This is a genomic window from Stenotrophomonas sp. YJH_SMC_138, assembly GCF_059369855.1.
This window is the reverse complement of record NZ_JCAFTB010000010.1, coordinates 142,350-167,846: the sequence shown is the minus strand read 5'-3', so window position 1 is coordinate 167,846 and position 25,497 is coordinate 142,350. Positions and strand designations below refer to the sequence as shown.

The following is a 25,497-nucleotide window of genomic DNA, read 5'->3' as shown; positions in this document are numbered from 1 at the left end:
TGTCGGGGCAGCCCCTCAACAGAGGGGCTTGTTGCTCCAGATCCATCAATGGGTTTCCGCCGTGCGGGGATGCCTGATCGGCTGTACCTCGCAGAAGCCACTGGCGGGGGATGCGAAGTGCGCTGCGCGCGCTTCGCCCCAGACGTTGCTGCGCAACGTTCGGGCCCCTCCCCTTGCCGGCCTCTCCCCGCCCCTGTCGGGGCAGCCCCTCAACAGAGGGGCTTGTTGCTCCAGATCCATCAATGGGTTTCCGTCGTGCGGGGATGCCTGGTCGACCGTCCCGCTTGCACGTTCGATGGCCGTCCAACGACAGGATCTGCCCCACGTCGTGGCACCCCGCGCTTCCTGTCCACGCCCTGACCACTGGCCGTGCCGTGGCGATGCAACGACACGCTGGCACTCACTGCCTGTTGCTATGCTCGGGCCACAGGGGATTGATGCCCGCTATCGGGCCGGATGAGGAACATCAACATGCGGTATTTCATGACGAAGCTAGTGATCACCTCCGCCTTGCTGATCGGCAGCGGCACCGCAGTCGCACAGGGCGGCGGTGCGGCGCAGTTCGGCGCACTGGGAGGCACGCATGCAGGCAATGCCCTGGCGTGCGGCGCAACCCCGGAACAGGCCGCCAAGCTGCGCGCAAGCCACAAGGCACAGGCAAAAACCGTGTTCGGCGCCGAAGCAGGCTTCGACCAGGCCTATGACACGGCCGAAGCGCAGACACAGAAGAAGATCACCGATGCCTGGAAGAAGGGCCAGTACAAGCCCACCAGCGAAGTCTGCAACGAACTGATGAAGCAGGTGCGTTCATGACGCAGAAGCACGGATCGACGATGTCCGCAGTGCGCGCGAGCCTGTTGGCCGCCAGCCTGGTACTGGCACTGGGTGCCTGCAAGCGCGCTGGCGAAGCGCCTGCAGAGGGTGGCGCTTCCTCGGCCGCACCTTCCAGCACCGCAGCCGAACCATCACCGCAGGCGGCTGCGGCCACGGATGGAAGCCAGAAGGCCGCAGCGTTCAATGTTGCCGAGCTGCCCGTATCGCAGGCAACGATCGGCAGCTTCCCTTATCTCGGACTGCCGCAGGGCTACACCAGCCAGGACGTCGTAGACAGCGAATTCGATCGCGTACCGTTCTGGACCGGCGATCGCGTGGAATGGATTGAAGGCAAGGTTCATTCTTCGGTCCTGCAGAGCAGCAGCGATCACCCTTATTCGCAGCTGGAGCTCAGCCGCAATGTACAGAGCCTGGTCGAGGCCCTGGGGGGCAAGCGCATTTTCTCCGGCACCATACCGGCCGATGCATCGCGTGACATCGGTAACAGCAAGGCGGCGACCACCTATGTCGGCGGCATCGGCGACATCTACAACGAACCCGCAGAAACCTATGTCATCCATCGCGAAGATCGCGATATCTGGATTCACCTGGGCTCGGGTGGAAACTCCGGCGGCCTGCTCGTCGCAGAGACAAAACCGGTGCAGATCACGGCCAAGGTCATTGAAGCGGACACGCTGAAACAGGCACTGGACAGCAGTGGCAAGGTATCCATCCAGGTGAACTTCGCAACCGACGCCGCCGAGATCCTGCCCGATTCGGAACCGCAGATCGCACAGGTCACCCAGCTGTTGAAGGCCGACCCACAGCTTCGCCTTTCCGTTGAAGGACACACCGACAACAGCGGCAGCCAATCGCACAACCAGACGCTCTCGCAGGCGCGTGCGGAGTCGGTGCGCACGCGTCTTGTCGGCGGTGGAATCGCAGCCGAACGCCTGAGCGCGAAAGGCTATGGGCAGAGCCAGCCGGTCGCCGACAACGCAACCGAAGAAGGGCGTCGCGCCAATCGTCGCGTGGAACTGGTCAAGCGCTGATATCACCACGACGTTACTGCGTTGAAGCGCTCCGGAAAAAGCACATGCCCTGCATGTGCTTTTTTTTTCCGCGCCGCACGGTCATTTGTTTTGCCGCGGATGCAACGAGATAAAAACACGCGGATCTCTCATCCCGTTCGAACAAGAAGCAGGCCGTGCACGCGCCCTCTGTAGCGCGCCAATATTCCGGCACCACAAGCCGCCTGCGTGACACAAATATGTCAGTTAAGTGTTAATTTCCTTAACGAAAAGCGGTGCATCTAGCTCAAATTTGACGTGATTATGTGCAGACAATTGTTAATCTGCAATGTGCATCACATTTTCAAATATTTCATTGCATATCGGAAAAACCTGACTTGTATCGTCAATTTTCTGTCGATAGGCTTGGCCCCGTTCTCGAACAAGCGACAAATTTTCGACGAACCAGGGTGTGAGCTTCCTGTCTTTACCTCGCCCTGCCATTAATCAGGATCCCCCAGCGGACACGCCGAATATCCCGCACACCCGGGAGGATTCCTGCCATCAAGGAGGAAATACATGGAACGCAGCCGTCGTCACATCCGTTTTTCCCGTAAGCAGGCCGGTCAGGGCATGACCGAGTACATCATCATCACCGCGCTGATCGCCATCGCCGCGATCGGAGCCGTCACCTTCTTCGGAGGCACGGTTCGCAGCCAGGTGGCAGGCATGTCGAAAGAACTTTCCGGCCAAAGCGCGACGCAGTCGATCAACCGCGCCAAGAACCAGGCCAACAGCGCCCAGCAGGAAGCTGACAAGACCAAGGGCATGGACGCGTACAAGAACAAGTAATACCCCAGCCCTGGCGGCATGAAGCCGCCAGGGCCCTCCCAGCATAATCTCCCTGCGCGCACCGCACGCGGCGCGCGACGGGCAGCCATGGCCTCCGGCCCAGGAATTCGTTATGCGCAGCGCATTGGCTTTGGCACGAAGCCGTGCGGCCCGGGGCGTTTCCAGCCACCGAACGGTCGCCGGCCAAGCAATGGTTCTCGGGCTGGCACTCATTCTGGTTCTATGCCTCGGGATTGTCCTGCTGTTCAACACAGGGCAGGTGGTGAACAAGAAGGTGGAGTTGGTCAATGCGGCTGACGCCGCCGCCTACAGCGTTGCGATCCAGCAGGCACGCGCACTGAACTACGCGGCCTACATGAACCGTGCCCGCGTTGCCAACGAAGTGGCCGTGGCACAGACGATCAGCCTCTATTCGTGGCTGAACCAGATGCACACCACCTCCATCGTCATCCGCACCACGCTGGATGTGCTCTCCGCCATTCCCTACATCGGCGTGGTGTTCAAGGCATTGGCAACCGCCTTCAAGGTCGCCGAACGCATTCTCAAGGTCACCCGCCAGGCGTTCCAGCCTGTCGCGCAGGCGGCCATCATCGCCATCGACAAGCTCAACATGATGTTCGCCGCCTCGGTGCAGCTCGTCATCGAGGGCGTATCGCGGCTGGACAGCTACACCATCGCCAAGGATGTGCTGCAGCGGAACTCACCGCAGGCACAGCTGGGCACCATCGGAACCGCGGTGCTCGGCACGCAACTGGCCACGGCCGAGAACCGGCTGCTGCAGCGCTACAGCATTCCCCGTACCGCCAACGGTGGCTCGGCCACGCAGCGCCAGGGCGCCGACCGCTTCCGCAATGTGGTGATGCAGTCGCGTGATGGCTTCAGCAAGAGCCGCAGCGATGATTTCCTCGGCTTCCTGGTGCAGTCCGGCGGCACCGACATGGTCGACTACAACCGATGGGCAGCGCTGGACACCATGGCCGTCGAGCTTCCGCTGCCATGGCCGCTTTCCGATATCGATATTCCGGTCGGCTGGGGCGGTGCGCAGGCCGTGGAAAGCTATCGCAACCAGCGCTTCCTCAACGGCTTCGGCAACGGCAACGGCTGGTACTCGGACTGGGACCGCCGCCGCTACCGCCCGTATGGCGAAGCGGTGCGCCGCAATCGTGGCGCGGCGTGGATTGTCGACCGCAGCCAGGATGCCAACGTGCGCTTCGCCAATGGCCAGCATCGCAAGGCCTTCTTCACCGGCTACAACGGCCTGCGCGACTATCACGACGTCAAGGCCGGGCAGGCACTGCAGCCCTACGCCGAGAATGATCGTGACCGCGACAAGGTCGGCCCGGTCTTCACCATCTATGCCGAGACCGCCGGCACCAGCGCGCGCACCACGTCCGGCGCCGGCATCGGCGCCCCGGCCGGCTCGCAGATGGAACTGCCGGACAAGATGGCCAACAACAAGATCGCCGCACTTTCCTCCGCGCAGGTGTTCTTCGACCGCCCGGTGCAGCTGCGCATGTTCAGCCGCGATGACCGCAAGCGTGAAACCGGAAACCTGTTCAGTCCTTACTGGCAGGCACGACTGGTCAAGACCGATGCCGCCACCAAGGCTGCCCTGGCGGCAGCCGGAGCCTTGATGCCATGACGTTTGCTGTTTTCAATCGCCTGCACCTGTCGATCGCCACACTGCTGATCAGCGGCTGTGGCAGCGCGGCGGACAACGGCGAGCCCGCCGCTGCCAGGAACATGCCGGGCATCCATCTTGACCAGATTGCCGAAACCCTGGTGGATGGACGCAACGCGGCGCGCACCAGCTACCAGCAGGCACTGAGCGACTGCCAGGCAGCAGGATTGCCGACCCGCGCACTGGATGACGCCGATGTCGCCCGCCTGGGAACCGTCCGTTACGAAGCCTGGCTTTCCAGCAAAGAGGAAGTGTTCCGTACCCGCGAATGGCGCCTGCTCAACGATGGCCCTGCGACCAGCTGCCAGTTCCGGCTGGAGGCCACCGGCCTGCAGGAGACCCAGAGCGCCTCCGGCGTGGAGCAGGTCGATCTGGCAACGGGAGAGCGTAGCCAGTCCCCTGCCGACAGCGACGGGCTCACCCGCTTTGCCGCCGAAGCCGACGAGGGCAGCGCCTCGCCGGGCTTCCAGCGCGCGGGCAACCGCAGGGTCGCTGGCCAGCCGTGCAACGTGTGGAAGGACGAGAACGGACGGTTCAGCCAGTGCGTGTGGTCGGCTGGTGCCAGCTGGGGCTTTACCCCCGGTGCGCTGAACGACTACCGGCCGAGCCGCTACGCCATTGTCCTGGAGCAGGAACCCCTCGACGGCAATGGCACCCGCCTGACCACGCAGCGCATGACGGTGGGCCAACCCTTTGAACGCGGCGACCTCGAGGTACCGCGCGAACCGTCCTCCCAACGATGACCTGCTGAGGTAGCCATGGACAGGGAACGCCCATTCCGCGGCGCGCGTCGCCAGCGCGGCCAGAGTCTCACCGAAGTCGCCGTGCTCTGCGCCGTGCTGGTGCCGATCTTCCTGCTGATCCCGATCCTGGCCAAGTACATCCACGCCCGCCAGGCCACCCAGCAGGCCGCGCGCGCGATCGCCTGGGAAGCCACCGTATCGCCGGACTACAAGCTGCCGGCCAGCGGCCGCCAGCGCGATCTTGCCGTCGACCGCTATTTCGGGCGTGCCAACGATCCCATCGTCAGCCAGGCGCAGACCGGCGCACGCGATGCCGCCGTCGGCGACGTCCTGATGAATACCTTCTCCAACCAGCCGCTGGTGCGGCGCGGTGACCTCGCCCTGGTCTCCTACACCAGCACGTCGGCAGGCGGCATGATGAAGAAGATCGGCGACGTGACCTCGATGTTCGGTTCGTTCCCGCCCAACCGCAACGGCCTGACCCAGGCCCAGCTGCGGTTGGATGTGCAGGATCTGAAAAGTGCCAACGGCAGTGCTGCCGCCTATCTGGAACCCTTCGATTCGCTGGGCCTGAAGCTGCAGGCCACCCATGTGGTGCTGGCCGACCCCTGGAATGCAGCCGGTTCCGGGCTCAAGGTCAACTCGTCACGCTCGGTGATCGCGCAGGTCAAGCCACTGGTGCCATCCCAGCACATGGCGGGCATCGCCAAGGCGTTTGACGGCCTCTCCGGCATCCCGATGATCGGGACGCTGAGCAGGCTTGATCCCGGTTACATCGCGCCCGACGTGGTGCCTGTCGACAAGTTGCCTGCCTATGCGCCGTCGCGTTGACCTGCTGGCGGCACTGGCCGCGCTGCTGTTCGCCTGGCCTGCGCTGGCCGCGTCCTGGCCGGACATTCCCGAGCCCGAGGGCGCGCAGAGCGAGTGGGTGGCCAAGGACATGCTCTACAACGGCCTGCCCATGCGCATCTCGCGCTTCACGTCCGCATTGCCGGTGTCGTCCATCGTCAGCTACTACAACCGCGAATGGCCCGGGCAGACCGTGATCAACGAGGTCGGCGGCAAGACCGTGATCGGCCACGCACACGGCGAGTACTACGTGACCATCGAGGTATCGGCCAAGGGCAGTGGCAGCCAGTCACAGATCGGCATTACACGCCTGCTCAAGCGCAAGCCCGATGCCGCGGCCGGCGCCGATTTCCCGAAACCGTCCGGGACGCAGGTGATCAACGACATCACCTACCTGGACACGCCCGGGCGCAGCCTGTCCATGGAAAGCACGCTGTCTCCGTTCCAGACCGATGCCTTCTATGCCAGCCGCCTCCCTGCGGACGGCTGGAGCCGAAGTTCCGGCCCTGCGGGGTGTTCGATGATCGCGCTGCAGTGCGTTGTCCGCTACAGCAAGGGCAGCCAGGAAATGACCATGACCTTCAACCGGCACGAGCAGGGAACCTCGATTGTCGTCAACCAGTCGCAGCACTGAGACCACCGCCATGAGAAAACGCATTCCCCCGTCCCTACGCCGCCAGCGCGGGGCCGCACTGATCGAGTACGCCGTGGTCGCTTCCGTCGGTGTCCTGGTCCTGGTCGCCGAGCCGAACATCGTGCTCGAGCTGATCGATTCACTGCGCAAGGCGTACCAGGGGTTCACCTACATGCTGTCGATGGGAGTCGTATGAAGGCGCTCCCGCTGAAAGCCAACCGCAACGTCGTCTTCATCATCATCGCCCTCGCGCTCGGCCTGTTCGCGGCCCTGGTCGCCGTGCGCTACGTGCAGAAGGCAGTGAACGAGCGTGCCGCTCCGCCGGTGGAAATGGTGCCGGTAGCCGTGCCCAAGACCGACATGGAGCCGGGCAGCATTGTCACCGTTGCCGACCTTGCAGTGCGCGAAGTCCCCGCCGACCTGCCGCCTGCCGATGCGATCACGCCGGACAATGTGTCCGAGTACAGCGGCCGCATGCTGCGCGCGCCGATCCGCGAAGGTGCACCGCTGGGTGCCAGTGCACTGGTACCGCTGTACGACCAGTTCTCGCGCGTGATCGCCAAGGGCAACGTGGGCTACACCCTCCAGGTGGACGAGACGAACTCGATCTCCGGCATGATTGCTCCCGGAGATCACGTCGACATCCTGCTCACCGTCGAGCAGGAACAGACCGGTGCCCGGGTGCTGCCGCTGCTTGAGGACATCAACGTGCTGGCAACCGGCAACCGCGTCGGCGAAACGCCGGCCTCGGAAGACCAGCAGGGCTATTCGAACATCACTCTGGAACTGACACCGGCACAGGCGCAGCGACTCACGGTCGCCGCCAAGGCCGGTTCGATGCGGGTGATGCTTCGCCAGGTGGAGGATCGTGGTGCGTTCGGCCTCAGTGGCATGACGCAGAGGGAACTGCTCGGCAACGGCACGCAGGGTCGTGCTGGCGTGCAATTCATCATTGGGGGCAAAGGGTCGACGAATGCGCAGCAATAATGGAATCCGCAGCCTCATTGCCGCCACTGCGGCCATCGCTGTTGTCACCTCGCCACTGCTGGCCGTGGCACAGACCACCGGCACCCAGCTGACCCCGGTACCGGTCATGGCCGCACCGCGCCCTGCTGTCCAGGCGCAACCGCAGCCCAACACCAACCATGCACCGGTACCCGGTGGGCAGAGCGCCTTCCCGGCGCCGGTTCCCGATCCCGCCTATCGCACCAGCGCGTCGGCCATGCCCGCGGTGCCACTGCCCACCCGCGCCCGGATCTATGCCGGCCAGGCCGCCGTCTACACGCTGCCCAGCGGGCTCAAGCGCGTGGCCGTCGGTAGTGGCGAGATGCTCGAGGTCACCAACGTCGGCCCGCGCGACCTGATCATGATGGGCATGAAGCCCGGCTCCACCACGGTTCACCTGTGGCTGCAGAACGGCAAGCAGCTGCAGGTGCAGGTGGACATCTCCGAGAACGATGCCGTCAGCCTGGCCGAGACCATCCGTACCCTGCTGGCCGACGTGGAAAAGATCAATGTGCATGCGGTCGCCGACCGTGTGGTCATTACCGGCCAGGACATCAACCCGGGCATCGGCAGCCGCATCGATGCGATCCAGAAGATCTACCCGACGGTGTTGAATTTCACTACCGCCGACCCGGTGGGCATGCGCCCGATGGTGCAGATGGACGTGAAGATCATGGAATTCGACAGCAATGCGCTGGAAGAACTCGGCATCCAGTGGGACAACGTCATCCGTGGCCCGGTGGCGGGCATCGTCAAGGATTTCACCAACAACAACTACTACCGCATCAACCCCGAGCAGAGCCCGGCGAACGGCGTGCTGCTGCCGAACAAGCTGCAGGGAACCCAGGCCTTCTTTGGCATCGCCACGCAGATCGGCTCGGCGATCAACCTGATGATGAACAAGGGCAAGGCGTTCCTGCTGGCCTCGCCCCAACTCAGCGCCCGCAGCGGCGGGCAGGCCAAGTTCCTGGCCGGCGGCGAAGTGCCGATCCCGGTTCCGCAGGGTTTCGGCCAGGTCACCGTCGACTACAAGGAATACGGCATCAAGCTCGACATCGAGCCCCTGGTCAACTTCAACCAGGACATCTCCACCCGCATCCTGGCTGAGGTCAGCCGCGTCGATCCGACGGTGACCGTGCAGGGCGTGCCTGGCTTCACCACCCGCCGCACCGAGTCGGAAATCAACGTCCACGCAGGGGAAACCATCGTCATCTCCGGGCTGATCGACTCCAGCGCGCAGCAGGATGCCAAGCGCCTGCCGCTGCTGGGCGATATCCCGATCCTCGGAAAGCTGTTCCGCTCCGATGGCTTCCGTGGCAATCGTACCGAGCTGGTGATGTTCGTTACTCCGCGCGTGGTGACGCCGGGCTCGCAGGAAAACCTCGATGGCCTGGAGCGTGCGCGACAGATCCAGGAGCGCGGCCAGCAGGCCATGCCGCGCAGGAACAAAGATTTCGTGCAGTGACCGGAGCCGTCGCATGTTCAACATCCTCATCGACACACCCAACCGCGACCAGCGACGTGTCCGCTGCCTGCACCGTGAATGCGGGATCGGCCGTGGCGACGGCAACCTGGTGGTGCTGCAGGGCTGGAGCATCGCCCAACGCCATGCGGCGCTGAAGCGCGAGGACGAGGGCATCTTCATCGAGAGCCTGGGAGGCCGCTCGCCGGTACTGGTGAATGGCGAACAGGTCAAAGGCAGCCGTGGCCCGCTCACCAGCCGTGACCGGGTGCAGATCGGCGACTACCTGCTGCAGGTGGTGGACGACGACCCGCCGGCCGAACCCACCGCCGATGCTGGAAGTTTCAATGCGGGCGCGGCCAACGATGTACCGGTGGACGCCACGCCCGCACCGGCACCCGCACCGGCGCAGCCATCCAGCGAACGCCAGCTGGCGCGGCCGGAGCAGCTGCCGCCGGACATGGCGGTCTATCGTGCAAAGCTGCATGCCTCGCTGGTCAAGCAGATGGACCTGCGCCGGCTTGACGTGCGCAGCATGGACGATGAGTCGCTGCGCAACGCCACGATCAAGCTGATCGATGAGGTGATGCAACGGGAGTTCTCCGAGCTGCCCAAGACGATCAACCCACGCAGGCTGGCCAAGGAGGTGCTCGATGAGGCCATCGGCCTGGGCCCGCTGGAAGACCTGATCGACGATGCGACGGTGACGGAAATCATGGTCAACGCGCACGACCAGATCTTCATTGAACGTGCGGGCCGGATCGAACGGTCCCCCATTGTCTTCACCAGTGACCGCGCGGTGCTGTCAGCCATCGAGCGCATCGTGACGCCCCTCGGTCGCCGCATCGACGAAAGCTCGCCGATGGTCGACGCGCGACTGAAGGATGGCTCCCGCGTCAACGCCATCATTCCGCCGGTGGCGCTGCGCGGCCCGAGCATCAGCATCCGAAAGTTCGCCAAGCGCAAGCTGGAAGGAAAGGACCTGCTCACCTTCGGTTCGCTCAGCCAGCCGATGCTGGAATTCCTGATCGTTGCGGTGCGCGAACGGCGCAACATCGTCGTCACCGGCGGCACCGGCTCCGGCAAGACCACCCTGCTCAACATCCTTTCCAACTTCATTCCCGATACCGATCGCATCGTCACCATCGAGGACGCGGCCGAACTGAAGCTCGTCCAGCCCAACCTGGTTGCCCTGGAAGCGCGTCCTCCCAACATGGAAGGCAAGGGCCATATTTCCATCCGCGACCTGGTGCGCAACGCGCTGCGCATGCGCCCGGACCGCATCGTGGTCGGCGAGTGCCGCGGCGGCGAAGCACTGGACATGCTGCAGGCCATGAACACCGGCCACGAAGGATCGCTGACCACCGCCCATGCCAACAATCCGCGCGAGGCGCTGTCGCGCCTGGAAGTTATGGTCATGATGTCCGGCATGGAGCTGCCGATGACGGTGGTGCGCGAACAGATCTCGTCGGCAGTGGACCTGATCGTGCACCAGAAGCGCTTCCCCTGCGGTTCGCGCAAGGTCAGCCACATCACTGAGTTGACGGGCATGGAAAGCGGAACCATCCAGCTGCAGGATGTGTTTCTGTTCAAGGCACGCTCCACTGCCGGACGCGATGGCAAGGTGGTGGGCGAGTTCGTCGCGACCGGTGCAGTGCCGGAGTTCTATGAAGAGCTTGCCGAGCGCGGCGTCGCCGTTGACCTGGACATTTTCCGTACCGGGGGACGGCGGAATGAGTGACATCCTGCTGATCGCCCTGCTGTGTTTTGCCTGCGTGACGGGCTCGGTGCTGTTGCTGGCGCGTGCCAGCTCCGGCTTCATGGACCGTTACCGCGCCAACTTCATGGACCAGGCGCGGGTCAATCTGGCCGACATGTTCCTGTTCGTCGACCCGCGCGTGCTGTTCAGGACCAATGTCCTAATGCTGCTGGCGATTCCCGTGCTGCTGTGGATCGTCACCGGCGGCAACCTGCTGCTGCCGATCCTGGCCCTGATCCTGCTGGCCATAGCGCCACGCAAGATCTACCTGTGGCTGAAGCAGCGCCGCCTCGACCAGATCCAGCAGCAGTTGCCCGACGGGCTGCTGATGCTGGCCGGCAGCCTCAAGGCCGGCGTCGGCTTCAATCCTGCGCTGGAAGCACTGGCCCATGACGGCCTGCCTCCGCTGGCCCAGGAGCTGGCACTGGTACTGCGCGAGCAGCACATGGGCGTGCGCACGGAGGAGGCGCTGGACAACTTCGCCGCCCGCGTGCCCATTGCCGACGTGAAGCTGTTCGTGGCCGCCGTCAGCATTTCGCGCGAGGTTGGTGGCAATCTCGCCGAGAGCCTCTCCACGCTCGCCGAAACGCTGCGGCGCAAGCTCATCATGGAAGGCAAGGTCAAGGCACTTACCGCGCAGGGGCGCCTGCAGGGCATCGTCATGGCGATGCTGCCAGCCGGCCTTGTCGGCTTCCTCGTGCTGTTCTATCCAGAAACGATGAACCCCATGTTCCACACCTTCATCGGCTGGTGCGTCATGGCCCTGATCGGGGTACTGGAATACCTCGGCTACCGCATGTGCCGCAAAATCATGACGATCGATATATGAACGCCCTGCTCATCCTGGTCGCACTGCTTGCCGCTGCCGCTGTTGGGCTGCTAGCATTCGCGCTGCGCGGACTGGTGCAGTCGGTCGAGGTGGACCAGCGCAACTACCAGGATCCGCTGCCGCTGCTGCTGCGCATCCTGTGGCCGCTGATTACGGTCGCTACGCGCCTGGCCGGGCCGCGCCTGTCCTCGGCACAGCTGGAGCGCGCGCATCGCAGCCTGCAGTCGGCCGGCCAGGACTTCGTGCTGTCACCGGAAGAACTGTATGGCGCACGGATCGTCTCCGCCGCCGTGGCCAGTACCTTCCTGTTGCTCACCATCATCCTGCTGGGCCGGTTCGGAGTCGGCTCCGTGCTGATGGCCCTGGCATTCGGCGCACCCTTCGGGTGGATGTATCCCACGCTGTGGCTGGGCGAACGGCGGAAAGCGCGCTCCAAGCATGTGATCCGCGACCTGCCTATCTTCCTCGACTTCATCACCATGGCCGTCGAAGCGGGCCTGAACATCACCGGTGCGATCGAACAGTCCGTCGACAAGGGTCCACCCGGTCCGCTGTCACAGGAGTTCTCGCGCATGTTGCGTGATCTGCGCGCCGGCCTTCCGCGTGCCGAAGCGCTGCGGCGCATGTCCGATCGCGCCGACATTTCCCAGGTGACCAGCTTCACCAGCGCTTTGATCCAGGCGGACCGGGTGGGTGCCAGCCTGAGTGACACACTGCGCTCGCAGGCCATGCAGCGCCGCGAAGAGCGCTTCCTTCGCGCCGAGAAGCTGGCCCTGGAAGCACCGGTGAAGATGATGCTGCCGCTGGTGCTGTTCTTCTTCCCGCTGATCTTCGTCGTCCTGGCCTACTTCATCTTCCTGCAGATGAAGCAGCAGGGCATCCTGTGAGTCCCCGCGCATGAGAACCGGCGCCCTGATCCGCGACCACCAGCAGTTGCTCAGCTGCGTCTGGCATGCCGATCGCTGGCACCAGCGGCTGCGCGGCCTGCTGTTGCGCGCGCCACTCCAGCCTGGGCAAGGCCTGCTGATAACTCCCTGCTCGAGCGTGCACACCCTGGCCATGGGGTATCCACTCGACCTGTTGTTCCTGGACCGCGATCAGCGCGCCGTTGGCTGGCGCGAGGCCGTGCGCCCATGGCGCGGCGCCTGGTGCCGCGGCGCCTACTCGACGCTGGAAATGCCGGTGGACAGCCTCGGGCATATTGCTCCGGTGCTGGGCGAGACGTTCCAATGGTGCCCTTCTCCGCCTGCGGCACCGCCATCCACGAGGGCGTTGCAATGAAGCACATCCGCACATCCATCCGCCAGCAGCGGGGGCAATCGCTGATTGAATTCTGCATCGTGGTTCCGGCCTTCGTCTTCCTCATCCTGGTCATCTTCCAGTTCGTCCTGATCTATCGCGCCAAGTCGCTGCTGGATTTCGCCACGCTGCAGGCCGCGCGTGCCGGCGCGGTCAGTGGCGTCAATCATTCCGAGATGCGCAGCGCACTGGAAATGGCAATGGCTCCCCTGTACGCGACCTCGCCGGACGCCGCCGGTGCCGTCGCCGCCCGCGCCAAGGTCGCCCTGCTGTGGAAGAACCCGTTGCTGTCACCGAAGATCGAGGTCATTTCACCCAGCCGCGCGGCGTACAACGAGTTCCGCGAGCGCCAGTTCGATGGGCGCTATGCGCTGCCGAACGACAATCTTGCCTTCCGCGATGCACGTGTCGGCAGCAGCCGCGTCAGCGTGCAGGACGCCAACATCCTCAAGATCAAGGTCACCTATCCGATGCCCCTGATCGTTCCCTTTGCCGACCGGGTGATTGCCGGTCTTTCAGACCTGGTCAGCGAAGGCGACAGCTTCCGCCCGGCCTCGATGCTGATCGAGGACCCGATCACCGGCCATCGCCGCATGCCGATCGAGTCCTACGCGATCGTCCGCATGCAGAGCCCCGTGCATGACAGCAACAACCTGGCGCGCTGACATGCAGGTGCTGCTGGCCAGCCTGTTGATGGCAGCAACCTGGGCCGTCGCCGCGCAATCCACGGACGCTGCTGACAACGAACCTCCACAGGCGCGATTGCTGGCACGCGCTTATGGCCTGGGCCCACTCGGTCCAAGCTCGCCTGGTGGTGAGGTCGAGGTCGAGATCCGTTTGCGCGGGCCTGCCATCCGTATTGATTTCCGCGGCGACAATGCGCCCGATGCATGGCTGACCACCCAGGGCCAGCGCGGCCGGGCATGGCTGGTGAGCGAGCGCGGCAACTACACGCTGCCGGTCGCCGACGCCAGTGGTCCCTACTGGTACGATCCTGCCGCCCCATGCCACACGATCGGAGGGCGCTGCTCTCCCGCACCCGGCGAGTTCATCCTGGGTCGCCTCGCTGCCGGCTGGCGCTATGACAATGCGCAGGGCCCTGATGGCACCACCTCCGGCACGTTGTGGATCGATACCCGCACGGGCCTGCTGCTGGGTTACCGCGGACGCACCGGCAACCAGCGTACCGAACGCGGCTTGCGGGTTACCGATGTCACATTCGATGAGGTGCCGTCGAGCCTGTTCGACCCGCCCGCCGGATTGCGGCGACGCACGCAGGATGCGGCGAACTGAGCGAGGTGGTTGCAGTGCCGACACCGTGGCGCGGGAGGTCTCACTCCCTCCGCGCCGGTAGATCCACGCAGCGCGTGGATCTACCGCTGGCCCGCCCCCCTTAGAAGCCTACCCGCAGGTTGATCTGCCCGCCGACATCGCGGCGGCCATCACCGTGCTGGCCCTGCACGAACATCGACAGCTGGCTGTTGCGACCCAGGCCGACCGCCACGCCGAGCTGGCTGACCAGCGCATTGCGTGCCATCACCGCGCTGTAGACATCGAAGGCATCGCCACCGACCGCGAAGCGGTTGCGGCTGGCCACATCGGTGTCACCCGATGCATGCTGCCAGCCCAGGCCGACGGTCAGCTGCGCCGGGAAGCGCGCGCCGCTACCCACGTCCCAGCGGCCCCGCACGCCCACCGTGCTGACGTTGAGCGTGTCCTTGCCGCCTTCCAGCACCAGTGCGGCACTGCCACCCTGCTCCAGCGCACGATCACTGTCGACCCAGTGCCGGGTGAACTGCACGTACGGCTGCAGTTGGGTCCTGCCATGGGTCCAGGTCCAGCTGCCTTCGACCTGGGCGATGGTCACGTCCGAATCCTGGCGGCTGTACAGGGTCTGGCCCAGCAGCGGCACCTCACGCGTGGTGCGCGTGCGGTAGTCACCGCGCGACACGCTGCCACCGACCGCAAAGCCGTTGTTCCACTGTCCCTGTGCATACAGGCCGAACGTGTTGCCGCGCAGGCGGGCGCGCGAACTGCGCTCGTACAGGCGCGTATCCAGCCGTTCGTTGCCGGCCGCCGCACCCAGCACCACGTGTTCACCCAGCTGCCAATCCAGACCCGCCATCACCGCATTGCGGTTGGAACGGATCTCATCGCCATTGCCATCGCCATCCTGCTTGAACACCTTGCCGCTACCGGCCAGCCAGGCCGAGGCACGCTCACCACGCACGGTCGGCAGCTCACTGCCCAGGCGCTGGCGGATGCCCTCTTCCAGGTAGTTGTCGTACAGCAGCACCGCGCGGCTGGCCGCGTGCACTTCGCCGGAGAGCTGGTCGAATGCGCTGCGCGCAGTGCCGGCGTCATACAGCAGCACCGTGTTGTACAGGCCCAGCGCCGCGCTACTCTGCGGCAGGCTGTCCAGCGCCGCAGCGGTGTTGTACTGGTTGCGCGTGTTGGCCACGGTGGTGAACGCCGCCGTCTGCGCCACGTCGATCTGCAGGTTGGCGGTGTTGGCGGTGTAGACCGGGGTGATGGTCAGGAAGGCCGACGGCGAGTTCGCCGAGGCGAACTGCCCGCTCACCCCACCGCCCGCATTGATCACCGTGTACTGCTGGCCCTGCTGGTAGCTGGTGCTCGGCGAGATGGTGTTCACCTTTACGGTGCTGCCACCCACGTTGGCGCTGCCGCCCACCTGTACCGTATCGCTGCCGCTGGCACCCAGATCGATGCCCAGCGTGCTGCCCGGCGACAGGGTCAGGTTGCCACCCACGGTGATCGTGCCGGTGCCATTGCCTGTGCCGCTGCCGTTGCCCGGGCCATTACCCGGCGACAGCACGCCACCACTGGACACCGTCACGCCACCGCCGGTGCCACCAATGGTGCCGGTGCCGGACAGCGTGGTACCGCTGCCGATGGTCCACTGGCCGCCGATGGTGCCGGTGACATTCAGGCCGCCGCCGGTGACCTGGCCGGTACCGTTGAAGCCACCACTGTTGCCGCCGAGGTTCAGGCCACCGGGGCCGGCCTGCACGATGCTGCCGCCGCCGCTGATGCTGCCGCCCAGCGTGGTGGTGCCACCGGTGTTGATCACCAGGCCACCGTTGTTGGTGATGTTGCCGCTGATCGCGCCGCTGGCCCCACCGTTGCCGACCTGCACCGTGCCACCGGCGTTGATGGTGGTGCCACCGGTATAGGTGTTGTTGCCGGTCAGGATCACGGTGCCGGTGCCGGCCTGGGTCAGGCCGCCGCTGCCGCTGATGGTGCCGCCGACGGTGGTGTTGCCACCCACGTTGAACACCAGGCTGCCGTTGTTGCTGACGTTGCCGGTGATCGCACCGCTCGCGCCACCGTTGCCGACCTGCAGCGTGCCGCCGGTGTTGATGGTGGTGCCGCCGGTATAGGTGTTGTTGCCGGCCAGGACCACGGTGCCGGTGCCGGCCTGGGTCAGGCCGCCGCTGCCGCTGATGGCGCCGCCGACGGTGCTGTTGCCACCCACGTTGAACACCAGGCTGCCGTTGTTGACGACACTGCCGCCGATCGCACCGGTCGCACCGCCATTGCCAACCTGCAGCGTGCCACCGGCGTTGATGGTGGTCGGGCCGGTATAGGTGTTGTTGCCGGTCAGGGTCAGCGTGCCGTTGCCGGCCTGGGTCAGGCCGCCACTGCCGCTGATGGTGCCGCCCAGCGTGGTGTTGCCGGCCACGTTGGACAGCAGCGTGCCATTGTTGGTGACATCACCGACGATCGAACCGGTCGCACCGCCATTGCCCAGCTGCAGCGTGCCACCCGCATTGATGGTGGTACCGCCGGTGTAGGTGTTGGTGCCGGTCAGCAGCAGCGTACCGCTGCCGGCCTGGGTCAGGCCGCCACTGCCACTGATGGTGCCGCCCAGCGCGGTGTTGCCGGCCACGTTGGAAATCAACGCACCATTGTTGGTGATGTCGCCGGCGATGGCGCCGGTTGTACCGCCATTGCCCACCTGCAGCGTGCCGCCGGCATTGATGGTGGTACCGCCGCTGTAGGTGTTGTTGCCGACCAGGGTCAGCACCCCGCTGCCGGCCTGGGTCAGGCCACCACTGCCACTGATCGCGCCGCCGACGGTGGTGTTGCCCGCGACGTCGAAGACCAGGCTGCCGTTGTTGGCGACATTGCCGGTGATCGCACCGGTGGCACCGCCATTGCCCACCTGCAGCGTGCCACCGGCATTGATGGTGGTACCGCCGGTATAGGTGTTGTTGCCGGTCAGGGTCAGCGTACCGGCACCGGCCTGGGTCAGGCCACCGGTGCCGCTGATGGTGCCGCCCAGCAAGGTGTTGCCGGCCACGTTGGACACCAGCGCACCGTTGTTGGTGATGTCACCGACGATCGCGCCGGTCGCACCGCCATTGCCCACCTGCAGCGTGCCGCCGGCATTGATGATGGTACCGCCGGTGTAGGTGTTGTTGCCGGTCAGCACCAGCGTGCCACTACCGGCCTGGGTCAGGCCGCCGCTGCCACTGACCACCGCGCCCACGGTTGCCGTCGTGCCCAGGTTGTAGACCAGGCTGCCATTGTTGGTGATGTCGCCCAGCACCGAGCCGGTGCTGCCGCCGTTGCCGATCTGCAGCGTGCTGCCACCATTGATGGTGGTGCCGCCGGTATAGACGTTGTCGCCGCTCAAGGTCAGCGTGCCGGTGCCGCTCTGCACCAGGCCACCAGTGCCACTGAGCACACCGCCGAAGGTGGTGCTGCCGTTGTTGCCGCCGGTGGTCAGGGTCGCACCGCCCAGCACCACGCTGGATCCGGTCACGCCGGCCAGGCCACCGATGCTCTGGCTGCCACCGGCACTGATGTCCAACGTGCCGGCACCGGACAGGTTCACCGTGCTGGCACCGGACAGGCTGCCACCGGCCGCCACCGCCAGCGTGCCGCTGTTGATGGTGGTGGTACCGGTGTAGGTGCTGGCGCCGCCCAGGGTGACGGTTGCCGCGCCATCTTTCAGCAGGCCGCCAGCGCCGCTGATCGGGCCATTCAAGGTCAGCGCGTTGCTGCCCGCCAGGTTCAGCGTGCCATTGGCCAGCTGCACGGTGTTGGCCAGGGTCAGCGCGCTGGTGCCGTCCAGGCTGGCGTTGCCGCCCACGGTCAGCGCGCCGGTGCCCAGCGAACCGTCGTTGCCCAGCAGCAGGCCACCGGCATTGAGGGTCACGCCGCCCGTGAAGACGTTGACGCCAGTCAAGCCCTGGATGCCTGCGCCGTTCTTTACCAGGCCACCGGCCCCTCCGATGGTGCCGGCGAACGTGGTATTGCCCACGCCATTGAGGGTCAGCGTGCTGCCGCCCAGCACAACGGTCGAACCCGCCACGCCTGCCAGCGAACCGATCGCCTGCGCACCACCCGCGCTGATGTCGAAGGTGGTACCGGCATTGGCCAGGTTCACCGCACCGGTCGCCGCCAGGCTGCCACCGGCGCCGATCGCCAGCGTGCCGGCGTTGATGGTGGTACCCCCGGTGAAGGTGTTGGTGCCGGTCAGCGTCTGGGTCCCCGAGCCTTCCTTGATCAGGCCACCCGAGCCGGCCAACGAACCACTGAACGTGCCATTGCTGGCATCACCGATCGTCAGCGTGTTGGCCCCCAGGTTCACCGTACCGTTGCCGACCAGTGTGCCGAACTGCTGCGTGCCGCTGCCCGCCGACAGATCGAAGGTCGCACCCGAGGCCAGGTTGACGATGCCACTGGCGTGCAGGCTCGCGCCAGCACCCAGTGCCAATGTACCGGCGTTGATGTTGGTGCCACCGGTGTAGGTGTTGGTGCCGTTCAGGGTCAGCGTTGCGGCTCCCTCCTTGGTCAGGCTGCCGGTGCCGCTCAGGTTGCCGTTGAGGGTGAGGTTGTTGCTGCCGAGGACGGTCAACGCGTTGTTGAGGGTGAAGTTGTTGGCGAGGGTGACCGCTGTGTTCGAATCGAGCGTCGCAGCGCCCGCGACCGTCACCGCACCGGTGCCCAGCGCAGCATTGTTGCCGACCACCAGGCCGCCGGCGTTGAGCGTTACGCCGCCGCTGAAGGTGCTGCCGCCGTTGAGCGTCTGCACGCCTGCGCCGTTCTTGACCAGGCCGCCGTTGCCACTGATCGCACCGCTGAAGGTGCTGTCCACGGTGCCACCCAGGGTCAGCGTGCTGCCGCCCAGCGCCACCGTACTGCCGGCGACGCCGGCCAGCGAGCCGATGGCCTGGTTGCCCGCCGAAATGTCGAACGTGCCGGCACCGGCCAGGTTCACCGCGCCGGTCGCGGCGAGGCTGCCACCCGCGCCGATCGCCAGCGTGCCGTTGTTGATGGTGGTACCACCGGTGTAGGTGTTGGCACCGCTCAGGGTCACGGTGGCCGCACCGTCCTTGACCAGGCCGCCGGTACCGGAAATCACACCGCCCAGTATCAGCGCCTGGCTGCCAAGCAGGTCGAGGTTCGCGCCCGCTGCGAGCCCGATGTTGTTGGCCAGGTTGACGCCTGTCGATGCATCCAGCGTCGCGTTGCCGCCCACTGCCAGCACACCGCTGCCGAGCGCAGCGTTGTTGCCGACCACCAGGCCACCACCGTTGAGTGCGACGCCACCACTGAACAGATTGGCGCCTCCCAGTGTGAGGACGCCGGCGCCATTCTTGACCAGGCCACCGGTGCCGGAAATCGCGCCATCGAAGAGGCTGTTGCCCACACCACCGAGTGTCAGCGTCTGTGCACCCAGGCTCACCGTCGAGCCCGCCACGCCGTTCAACGAGCCGATGGTCTGGTTGGCACCTGCGGTGGAGATATCGAAGCCGGTGCCTGCAGCGCTCAGCGTCACCGCGCCGGTGGCTGCAAGGCTGCCGCCCGGACCAATCGCCAGCGTACCGGCAGTGATGAAGGTGCCGCCGGTGTAGGTGTTGGCACCGGTCAGCGTCTCGATGCCCGTACCGACCTTGGTCAGGCCACCCGTGCCTGCGATCGAGCCACTGAAGGTGCCATTGGTGGCGCCGCCGACTTCGATCGAGTTGGCGCCGAGGTTCACCGCACCGTTGCCGACCAGGGTTCCGAACACCTGCGTGCCGCTGCCGGCAGACAGATCCAGCGTGGCACCTGTGGCGAGGTTCACGGTACCGCTCGCCGCCAGGCTGGCACCGGCCCCCAGCGCCAGCGTGCCGGCGTTGATGTTGGTGCCACCGGTATAGCTGTTGATGCCATTCAAGGTCAGCGTCGCGCTGCCGTTCTTGGTCAGGCTGCCGGCACCGGAAAGGACGCCGTTGAGCGTCAGTGCGTTGGTCCCGAGCACGGTCAGCCCGGCGTTGAGCGCGATGTTGTTGGCCAGCGTTGCCAGGCCGGTGGTATCCAGCGTGGCAGCACCGCCGACCGTCAATGCACCGGTGCCCAGCGCCGCGTCATTGCCGAGTACCAGCCCGCCTGCATTGAGGGTCACGCCGCCGCCAAAGGTGTTGGCACCGGACAGCGTCTGTACGCCCGCGCCCACCTTGATCAGCCCCCCGCCGCCACTGATCACGCCGTCGAACGCGGCGTTGCCGGCCGTACCGAACGTCAATGAGTTTCCGCCCAGCGCCAGCGTGCTGCCGCCCAGACCATTGAGTGCGCCGATGGTCTGGCTGCTGCCGGCACCGGAGATATCGAAGCCGGCGCCCGCGCCCAACGTGACGTCACCCGCCGCGGCCAGGCTGCCGCCCGTGCCCAGCGCCAGCGTGCCGGCATTGATGGTGGTACCGCCGGTGTAGGTGTTGGCACCGGACAGCGTCAGCGTGGTAGCGCCGTTCTTGATCAGGCTGCCATTGCCGCCGACTACGCCCGACAGCGTCAGCGCATTGCTGCCCGGCACCGTCAGTGCAACGCCCGAGCCCAGCGTGACCGCATTGCCGAGCGTCACTGCCGCGCCCGCATCCAGCGTGGTGCTGGTATTCACCGCCAGCGCGCCGGTACCAAGCGCACCATCCGCACCGACGACCAGGCCACCACCGTTCAGGGTCAGGCCGCCACCGAAGGTGTTGGTGTTGTTGAGGGTCAGCAGGCCCGTACCGTTCTTGACCAGGCTGCCATTGCCGGCCACCACGCCACCGAGCGTGACATCGTTGCTGCCGCCCAGCGTCAGCTGCGTGCCCGCACCGAAGTTCACTGCATTGGCCAGGTTCAACGCCACCGTGCTGTCCAGCGTGGTGGTGCCACCGATGCCCAGCGCACCGGTGCCGAGCGCGCTGGCATTGCCGAGGATCAGGCCACCCGCGTTGAGTGCAACACCGCCACTGAAGGTGTTGGCACCGGACAGCGTCTGCACGCCGGTACCCGTCTTGACCAGGCCGCCAGTGCCACCGATCACGCCGGCAAAGCTGCCGTTGCCGGCGCCGCCAAAGGTCAGCGACTGCGCGCCCAGCGCCAGCTGGCTGCCTGCGACGCCGTTGAGTGCGCCAATGGTCTGCGCGGCACCGGCTGCGGAGATGTCCAGCGTCGCACCGGCGCCGGCAAGATCCACCGCACCGGCCGCGGCAAGGCTGCCACCGGCCCCCAGCGCCAGCGTGCCGGCGTTGACGGTGGTGCCCCCCCCGAACGTGTTGGCGCCAGACAGCGTGAGGCGCGCCGCGCCATCCTTGATCAGCCCGCCGGCGCCGAACACCGGACCGGTCAGCGTCAGGTCATTGCTGCCCAGCACGGTGAGGTTCGCGCCGGCGGCGAGGCCGAGGGTGTTGCCCACCGAAAGCGCCGCAGTGGCATCCAGCGAAGCGTTGCCGCCCACGTCCAGCTGGCCGGTACCCAGCGCCTGTGCGTTGCCAAGCTGCAGTACGCCCGCGTTGAGCCCGACGCCCCCGCTGAACGTATTGGCGCCGTTCAACGCCAGTGTCGCCGCACCGTTCTTGACCAGCCCGCCGGTGCCGCTGATGACGCCCCCCAGCGACACGTTCTGGCTGCCCAGCAGATCCAGCACCGCACCGGCGCCGAGGTTGACGCTGTTGGCCAGGTCCAGCGCCACCGAACTGTCCAGCGTGGTATTGGCCCCCACCGACAATGCACCGGTGCCCAGCGCGCCGGCATTGCCCAGCAGCAGGCCGCCGCCGTTGACGGTCAGCCCGCCACCGAAGCTGTTGGCGCCATTGAGGGTCAAGGTGGTGGCACCGTTCTTCACCAGCCTGCCCGCACCGGACACCACCCCACCCAGCGTGATCGACTGCGAACCCGGCAGCGACAACGCGGCGCCTGCACCCAGTGCCACGTTGTTGCCCAGGTTCAGCGGCGCACTGCCGTCGAGCGAGACGTTGCCACCGATGCCCAGCGTCCCCGTGCCGAGTGCGCCGCTGTTGCCCAGCAGCAGGGCGCCAGCGTTTGCGTTCAGTCCACCACTGAAGGTGTTGGTACCGTTCAAGGTCAGTGTCGCCGCGCCGTTCTTGACCAGGCTGCCGGTGCCCGTGATGTTGCCGGCCAGGGCCAGGTTCTGGCTGCCCGGCAGGGTCAGGGCCGCGCCGAGGTTGATCGCATTGCCCAGGTTCAACGCTGCCGTGGTATCCAGCGAACCGTTGCCGCTGACCGTCAACGCCCCGCTGCCGATCGCACTGCTGTCGCCCAGCAGCAGGCCGCCCGCCGTCAGATTCACGCCGCCACTGAAGGTGTTGGCGCCGCTCAGCGTCTGGATGCCCGTGCCCTGCTTGACCAGGCCGCCGGTACCACCGATCACGCCCGCGAACGTCTGGTTGGTGGCATCACCGAAGGTGAGCGTGCTGCTGCCCAGCGTCACCGTGCTGCCGGCAATACCGGACAGCGCGCCGATGGTCTGGTTGCCGCCGAGCGAGATGTCCAGGTCCGCGCCAACGCCGGCCAGGCTGACCGCACCGCCGGCAGCCAAGCTTCCGCCGCTGCCCACCGCAACCTTGCCGGCATTGATCGCCAGGCCGCCGGTGAAGGTATTTGCGCCACCCAGCGTAAGCGTGGCTGCACCGTTCTTGACCAGGCTGCCGGTGCCACCGATGGCGCCGCCCAGCGTCAATGCGTTCGAGCCCAGCACATTGAGCGAGCCACCCGCGCCCAGCGTGATGCCATTGCCGACCGCAAGCGCCGCGCTGGTGTCGAGCGACACCACGCCACCAACATTCAGCGCACCGGTTCCCAGTGCTCCAGCGTTGCCCAGCACCAGGCTGCCGGCATTGAACGCCACGCCGCCGCCGAAGGTGTTGGCGCCATTGAGCGTCAGCGACGACGCACCGCTCTTGACCAGGCCACCGGCGCCACCGATCACGCCGTTGAACGTCAACGCCTGGTTGCCGAGCAGATTGAGGCTGGCACCCGAACCGAGGTTGACCGCGTTGGCCAGTGCAAGCGCCCCCGTGGTTCCATCGAGCGTCACGTTGCCGCCGACACTGAGCGCACCGCTGCCCAGCGCAGCAGCATTGCCCAGCAGCAGTCCGCCGCCGTTGAGTGCCACGCCGCCGCTGAGGTTGTTCACGCCCGACAAGGTCTGCACGCCGGTGCCCAGCTTGACCAGGCCACCCGTGCCTGCGGCGAACGTGCCGCTGTAGCTGGTATCGCCCAGCCCGGCGAGGGTGAGCGTGTGGCTGCCCAGGTTGACCGAACCGCCGAGGCCCGCCAGCGAACCGATGGTCTGGTTGGCGGCCGCCGACAGGTCCAGGGTGGTACCGACGCCGACCGTGATCGCACCGGTGGGTGACAGGCTGCCGCCCGCGCCCAGCGCCAACGCGCCTCCGGCCAGGTTGAAACTGCCGGTCAGCGCATTGGCGCCGTTCAAGGTGAGGGTGCCGGCGCCGCTCTTGGTCAGGTTGCCGGCACCGGAGATCGAACCGTTCAATGACAACGCATTGCTGCCGAGCAGGTTCAGCGAGCCCCCGCCATTGATCACCAGATTGTTGCCCAGGGTGAAGCCCGCCGTCGTATCCAGTGAAGCGCTGCCACCCACGGTCAGGTTGCCGCTGCCCAGTGCACCGGCATTGCCCAGTACCAGGCCGCCGGCATTGAGGTTGACGCCGCCGGAGAACAGGTTTGCGCCGCCGAGAGTAACGATGCCGGTATTGTTGACCGTCAGCCCGCCAGTACCGGACAGCAAGCCCCCCAGGCTGAACGCATTGGTCCCTGCCAGGGACAGATTGCCACCAAGGCTGAAAGCGTTGGCCAGGTTCAGACCGGCCGTGGCAGAGGCGATGGCACCGCCGTTGGCGGTGAACAGCCCTGTGCCGAAGGAACCGGCATTGTTGAAATTGACCAGGCCATCATTGAGCGTGGTCGTACCTGCACCCGCCCACGCACCCTGCAGGTTCCAGGTGCCGCTGTTGACGGTGAGCTTCTGGAAGTTGAGGTACTGGTTCCAGCCCAGCGTGGTCACCGCTCCGCCGGTGCCGGACCCCGGACCGCTGACGACGTTCTGCAACACCAGCGTGTTGTTGGCCGCACCACTGCCGGTACCGGCGTCGACCGATCCCGCAGCCGCAACCTTTACCCCGGTGACACCGGTAATCACGCCGGCAAGAGCGCTGCCGCCGCCGCTCACAACGCTGGAACCCGACACTGCGGTGAAGGTGTTGCCGCCGGTTGAATCACCCAGGTGAACGCTGCCACTGACCGCCCCCGCATTGAGGAACGTGTTACCGCCAGAAGCACCCAGGCCGACGCGTCCGTCGATGGTGCCTGTGTTGGCCACATTGGCGGCTGCACCACCATAGGTCACCACCGTGGTCGCGTCGGACACGCTGCCTGCACCGATCAGCGACGTGCTGATCAGGCCGGCGTTGTTGATGGTGGTGGTGCCGTTGACATTCTGTGCCACCAGCGCCTGTCCACCGAAGCCCAGCAGCGTTGCGATGTTGACGACACCCTTGATCTGTCCGCTGGCGTTGTTGTTGACGACGATCGCGCTGTTGTTGGCAGAACCATTGCCGATGACCAGGCCGGGCGAGGCGAGGATGATCGAGCTCGGATCGATCGTGCCATTGTTGTTGACCGTCACGTTGTCGCCGGTCAGCGTTGCTGCGTTGCCGCCGCCTACGACCGGCGGCGTACGCAGCAATGCACCCGCGTCGATGTTCAGCGTGAGGCCGTTGGTCGCGTTGGAGTAGTTGTTGATGCTGGTGGTGCTGTCGCAGTTTACGGTTGTGGTGCCCGTGCACGCTGCGAATGCCGATCCGCTGGCCAGTGTGGCGGCCAAAGCCGCCGCCAGCTGGTGCGCCCGCAATCGCGGCACCCGCCCTGCGCTGACCGCGCTTCCGCCGGGGTTCTGGGCGACCTCCGAAGCAACCTGCATTACCCCAAGGGCACGATTGAAAACCAGACGGTAAATGCGGTTCATCGGTAAATCTCCATGAAAAGACCGGATGGCACAGCTGGCAGGTTTTTTGGAGACAATGCGGCCCACCCCGGCTCCCCGAACGGGAACAAGGCCTGAAGGCATTAACTCCTGAAAATCTTCACATCTTCACGCGATCGCACCCGGGGACAGGTGCGCCAGCGCGTCCGTCAAGGCGAAAACTCCCCGATTTCGCCCGACGAATGGCGGCACTGTGCGACCGACGGTGCCAGCGGCATGTGAATCACGCGCGCTATTTTCATGACGTGCGTCAAATA

General features: G+C 65.8%; 17 protein-coding genes. 16 read left to right on the top strand and 1 reads right to left on the bottom strand.

The window, feature by feature from the left end:
* The first annotated feature begins 483 nt into the window (after window positions 1-483).
* The 16 genes from AC5P7I_RS18960 to AC5P7I_RS18885 all read left to right on the top strand — a co-directional run bounded on the left by AC5P7I_RS18960 (window position 484) and on the right by AC5P7I_RS18885 (window position 14,229).
* A complete protein-coding gene (locus AC5P7I_RS18960) occupies window positions 484-813 on the top strand; it encodes a hypothetical protein (protein WP_126411778.1) in 330 nt (109 codons plus the stop codon).
* Window positions 814-833: 20 nt separating this feature from the next.
* Window positions 834-1,865, top strand: coding sequence for an OmpA family protein (locus tag AC5P7I_RS18955; protein ID WP_032958215.1), 1,032 nt, complete (start codon window positions 834-836; stop codon window positions 1,863-1,865).
* Between the two features lie 537 nt (window positions 1,866-2,402).
* Window positions 2,403-2,675 (top strand): hypothetical protein, encoded by a 273-nt coding sequence (locus AC5P7I_RS18950; RefSeq protein ID WP_014036176.1) that lies wholly within the window; start codon window positions 2,403-2,405, stop codon window positions 2,673-2,675.
* 112 nt (window positions 2,676-2,787) lie between these two features.
* Complete coding sequence (locus AC5P7I_RS18945) at window positions 2,788-4,317, top strand: pilus assembly protein TadG-related protein (protein WP_310759104.1); 1,530 nt, start codon at window positions 2,788-2,790, stop codon at window positions 4,315-4,317.
* Complete coding sequence (locus AC5P7I_RS18940; protein ID WP_014646173.1) at window positions 4,314-5,099, top strand: hypothetical protein; 786 nt, start codon at window positions 4,314-4,316, stop codon at window positions 5,097-5,099. Before AC5P7I_RS18945 ends, AC5P7I_RS18940 begins: the two co-directional genes overlap by 4 nt.
* 15 nt (window positions 5,100-5,114) lie before the next feature.
* Window positions 5,115-5,930, top strand: a complete 816-nt coding sequence (locus AC5P7I_RS18935; protein WP_014036173.1) for a TadE/TadG family type IV pilus assembly protein — start codon at window positions 5,115-5,117, stop codon at window positions 5,928-5,930.
* Complete coding sequence (locus AC5P7I_RS18930) at window positions 5,914-6,582, top strand: hypothetical protein (protein ID WP_014646172.1); 669 nt, start codon at window positions 5,914-5,916, stop codon at window positions 6,580-6,582. The genes AC5P7I_RS18935 and AC5P7I_RS18930 overlap by 17 nt, the downstream gene beginning before the upstream one ends.
* 10 nt (window positions 6,583-6,592) lie before the next feature.
* Window positions 6,593-6,778: a hypothetical protein gene (locus AC5P7I_RS18925; protein ID WP_014646171.1), complete on the top strand. Its 186-nt coding sequence runs from the start codon at window positions 6,593-6,595 to the stop codon at window positions 6,776-6,778.
* Window positions 6,775-7,569, top strand: coding sequence for a Flp pilus assembly protein CpaB (gene cpaB, locus AC5P7I_RS18920; protein WP_014036170.1), 795 nt, complete (start codon window positions 6,775-6,777; stop codon window positions 7,567-7,569). Before AC5P7I_RS18925 ends, cpaB begins: the two co-directional genes overlap by 4 nt.
* The gene (locus tag AC5P7I_RS18915) at window positions 7,556-9,052 is read left to right on the top strand and encodes a type II and III secretion system protein family protein (RefSeq protein WP_262088310.1); all 1,497 of its coding nucleotides are present in this window, start codon (window positions 7,556-7,558) and stop codon (window positions 9,050-9,052) included. The genes cpaB and AC5P7I_RS18915 overlap by 14 nt, the downstream gene beginning before the upstream one ends.
* A 13-nt stretch (window positions 9,053-9,065) precedes the next feature.
* A complete protein-coding gene (locus tag AC5P7I_RS18910) occupies window positions 9,066-10,790 on the top strand; it encodes a TadA family conjugal transfer-associated ATPase (RefSeq protein WP_080342718.1) in 1,725 nt (574 codons plus the stop codon).
* Window positions 10,783-11,637 (top strand): type II secretion system F family protein, encoded by an 855-nt coding sequence (locus tag AC5P7I_RS18905; protein ID WP_014646168.1) that lies wholly within the window; start codon window positions 10,783-10,785, stop codon window positions 11,635-11,637. Before AC5P7I_RS18910 ends, AC5P7I_RS18905 begins: the two co-directional genes overlap by 8 nt.
* Window positions 11,634-12,524 (top strand): type II secretion system F family protein, encoded by an 891-nt coding sequence (locus AC5P7I_RS18900; RefSeq protein WP_014646167.1) that lies wholly within the window; start codon window positions 11,634-11,636, stop codon window positions 12,522-12,524. Before AC5P7I_RS18905 ends, AC5P7I_RS18900 begins: the two co-directional genes overlap by 4 nt.
* A 10-nt stretch (window positions 12,525-12,534) precedes the next feature.
* Window positions 12,535-12,918, top strand: coding sequence for a DUF192 domain-containing protein (locus AC5P7I_RS18895; RefSeq protein WP_053091726.1), 384 nt, complete (start codon window positions 12,535-12,537; stop codon window positions 12,916-12,918).
* On the top strand, window positions 12,915-13,601 hold the full coding sequence (locus tag AC5P7I_RS18890) for a TadE/TadG family type IV pilus assembly protein (RefSeq protein ID WP_032958205.1): 687 nt from the start codon (window positions 12,915-12,917) through the stop codon (window positions 13,599-13,601). The genes AC5P7I_RS18895 and AC5P7I_RS18890 overlap by 4 nt, the downstream gene beginning before the upstream one ends.
* A 1-nt stretch (window position 13,602) precedes the next feature.
* Window positions 13,603-14,229: a hypothetical protein gene (locus AC5P7I_RS18885; RefSeq protein ID WP_262088311.1), complete on the top strand. Its 627-nt coding sequence runs from the start codon at window positions 13,603-13,605 to the stop codon at window positions 14,227-14,229.
* Between the two features lie 100 nt (window positions 14,230-14,329).
* Here the strand turns inward: AC5P7I_RS18885 and AC5P7I_RS18880 are convergent, their stop codons facing one another.
* The gene (locus AC5P7I_RS18880) at window positions 14,330-25,222 is read right to left on the bottom strand and encodes an autotransporter-associated beta strand repeat-containing protein (RefSeq protein WP_262088312.1); all 10,893 of its coding nucleotides are present in this window, start codon (window positions 25,220-25,222) and stop codon (window positions 14,330-14,332) included.
* Window positions 25,223-25,497: the final 275 nt, after the last annotated feature.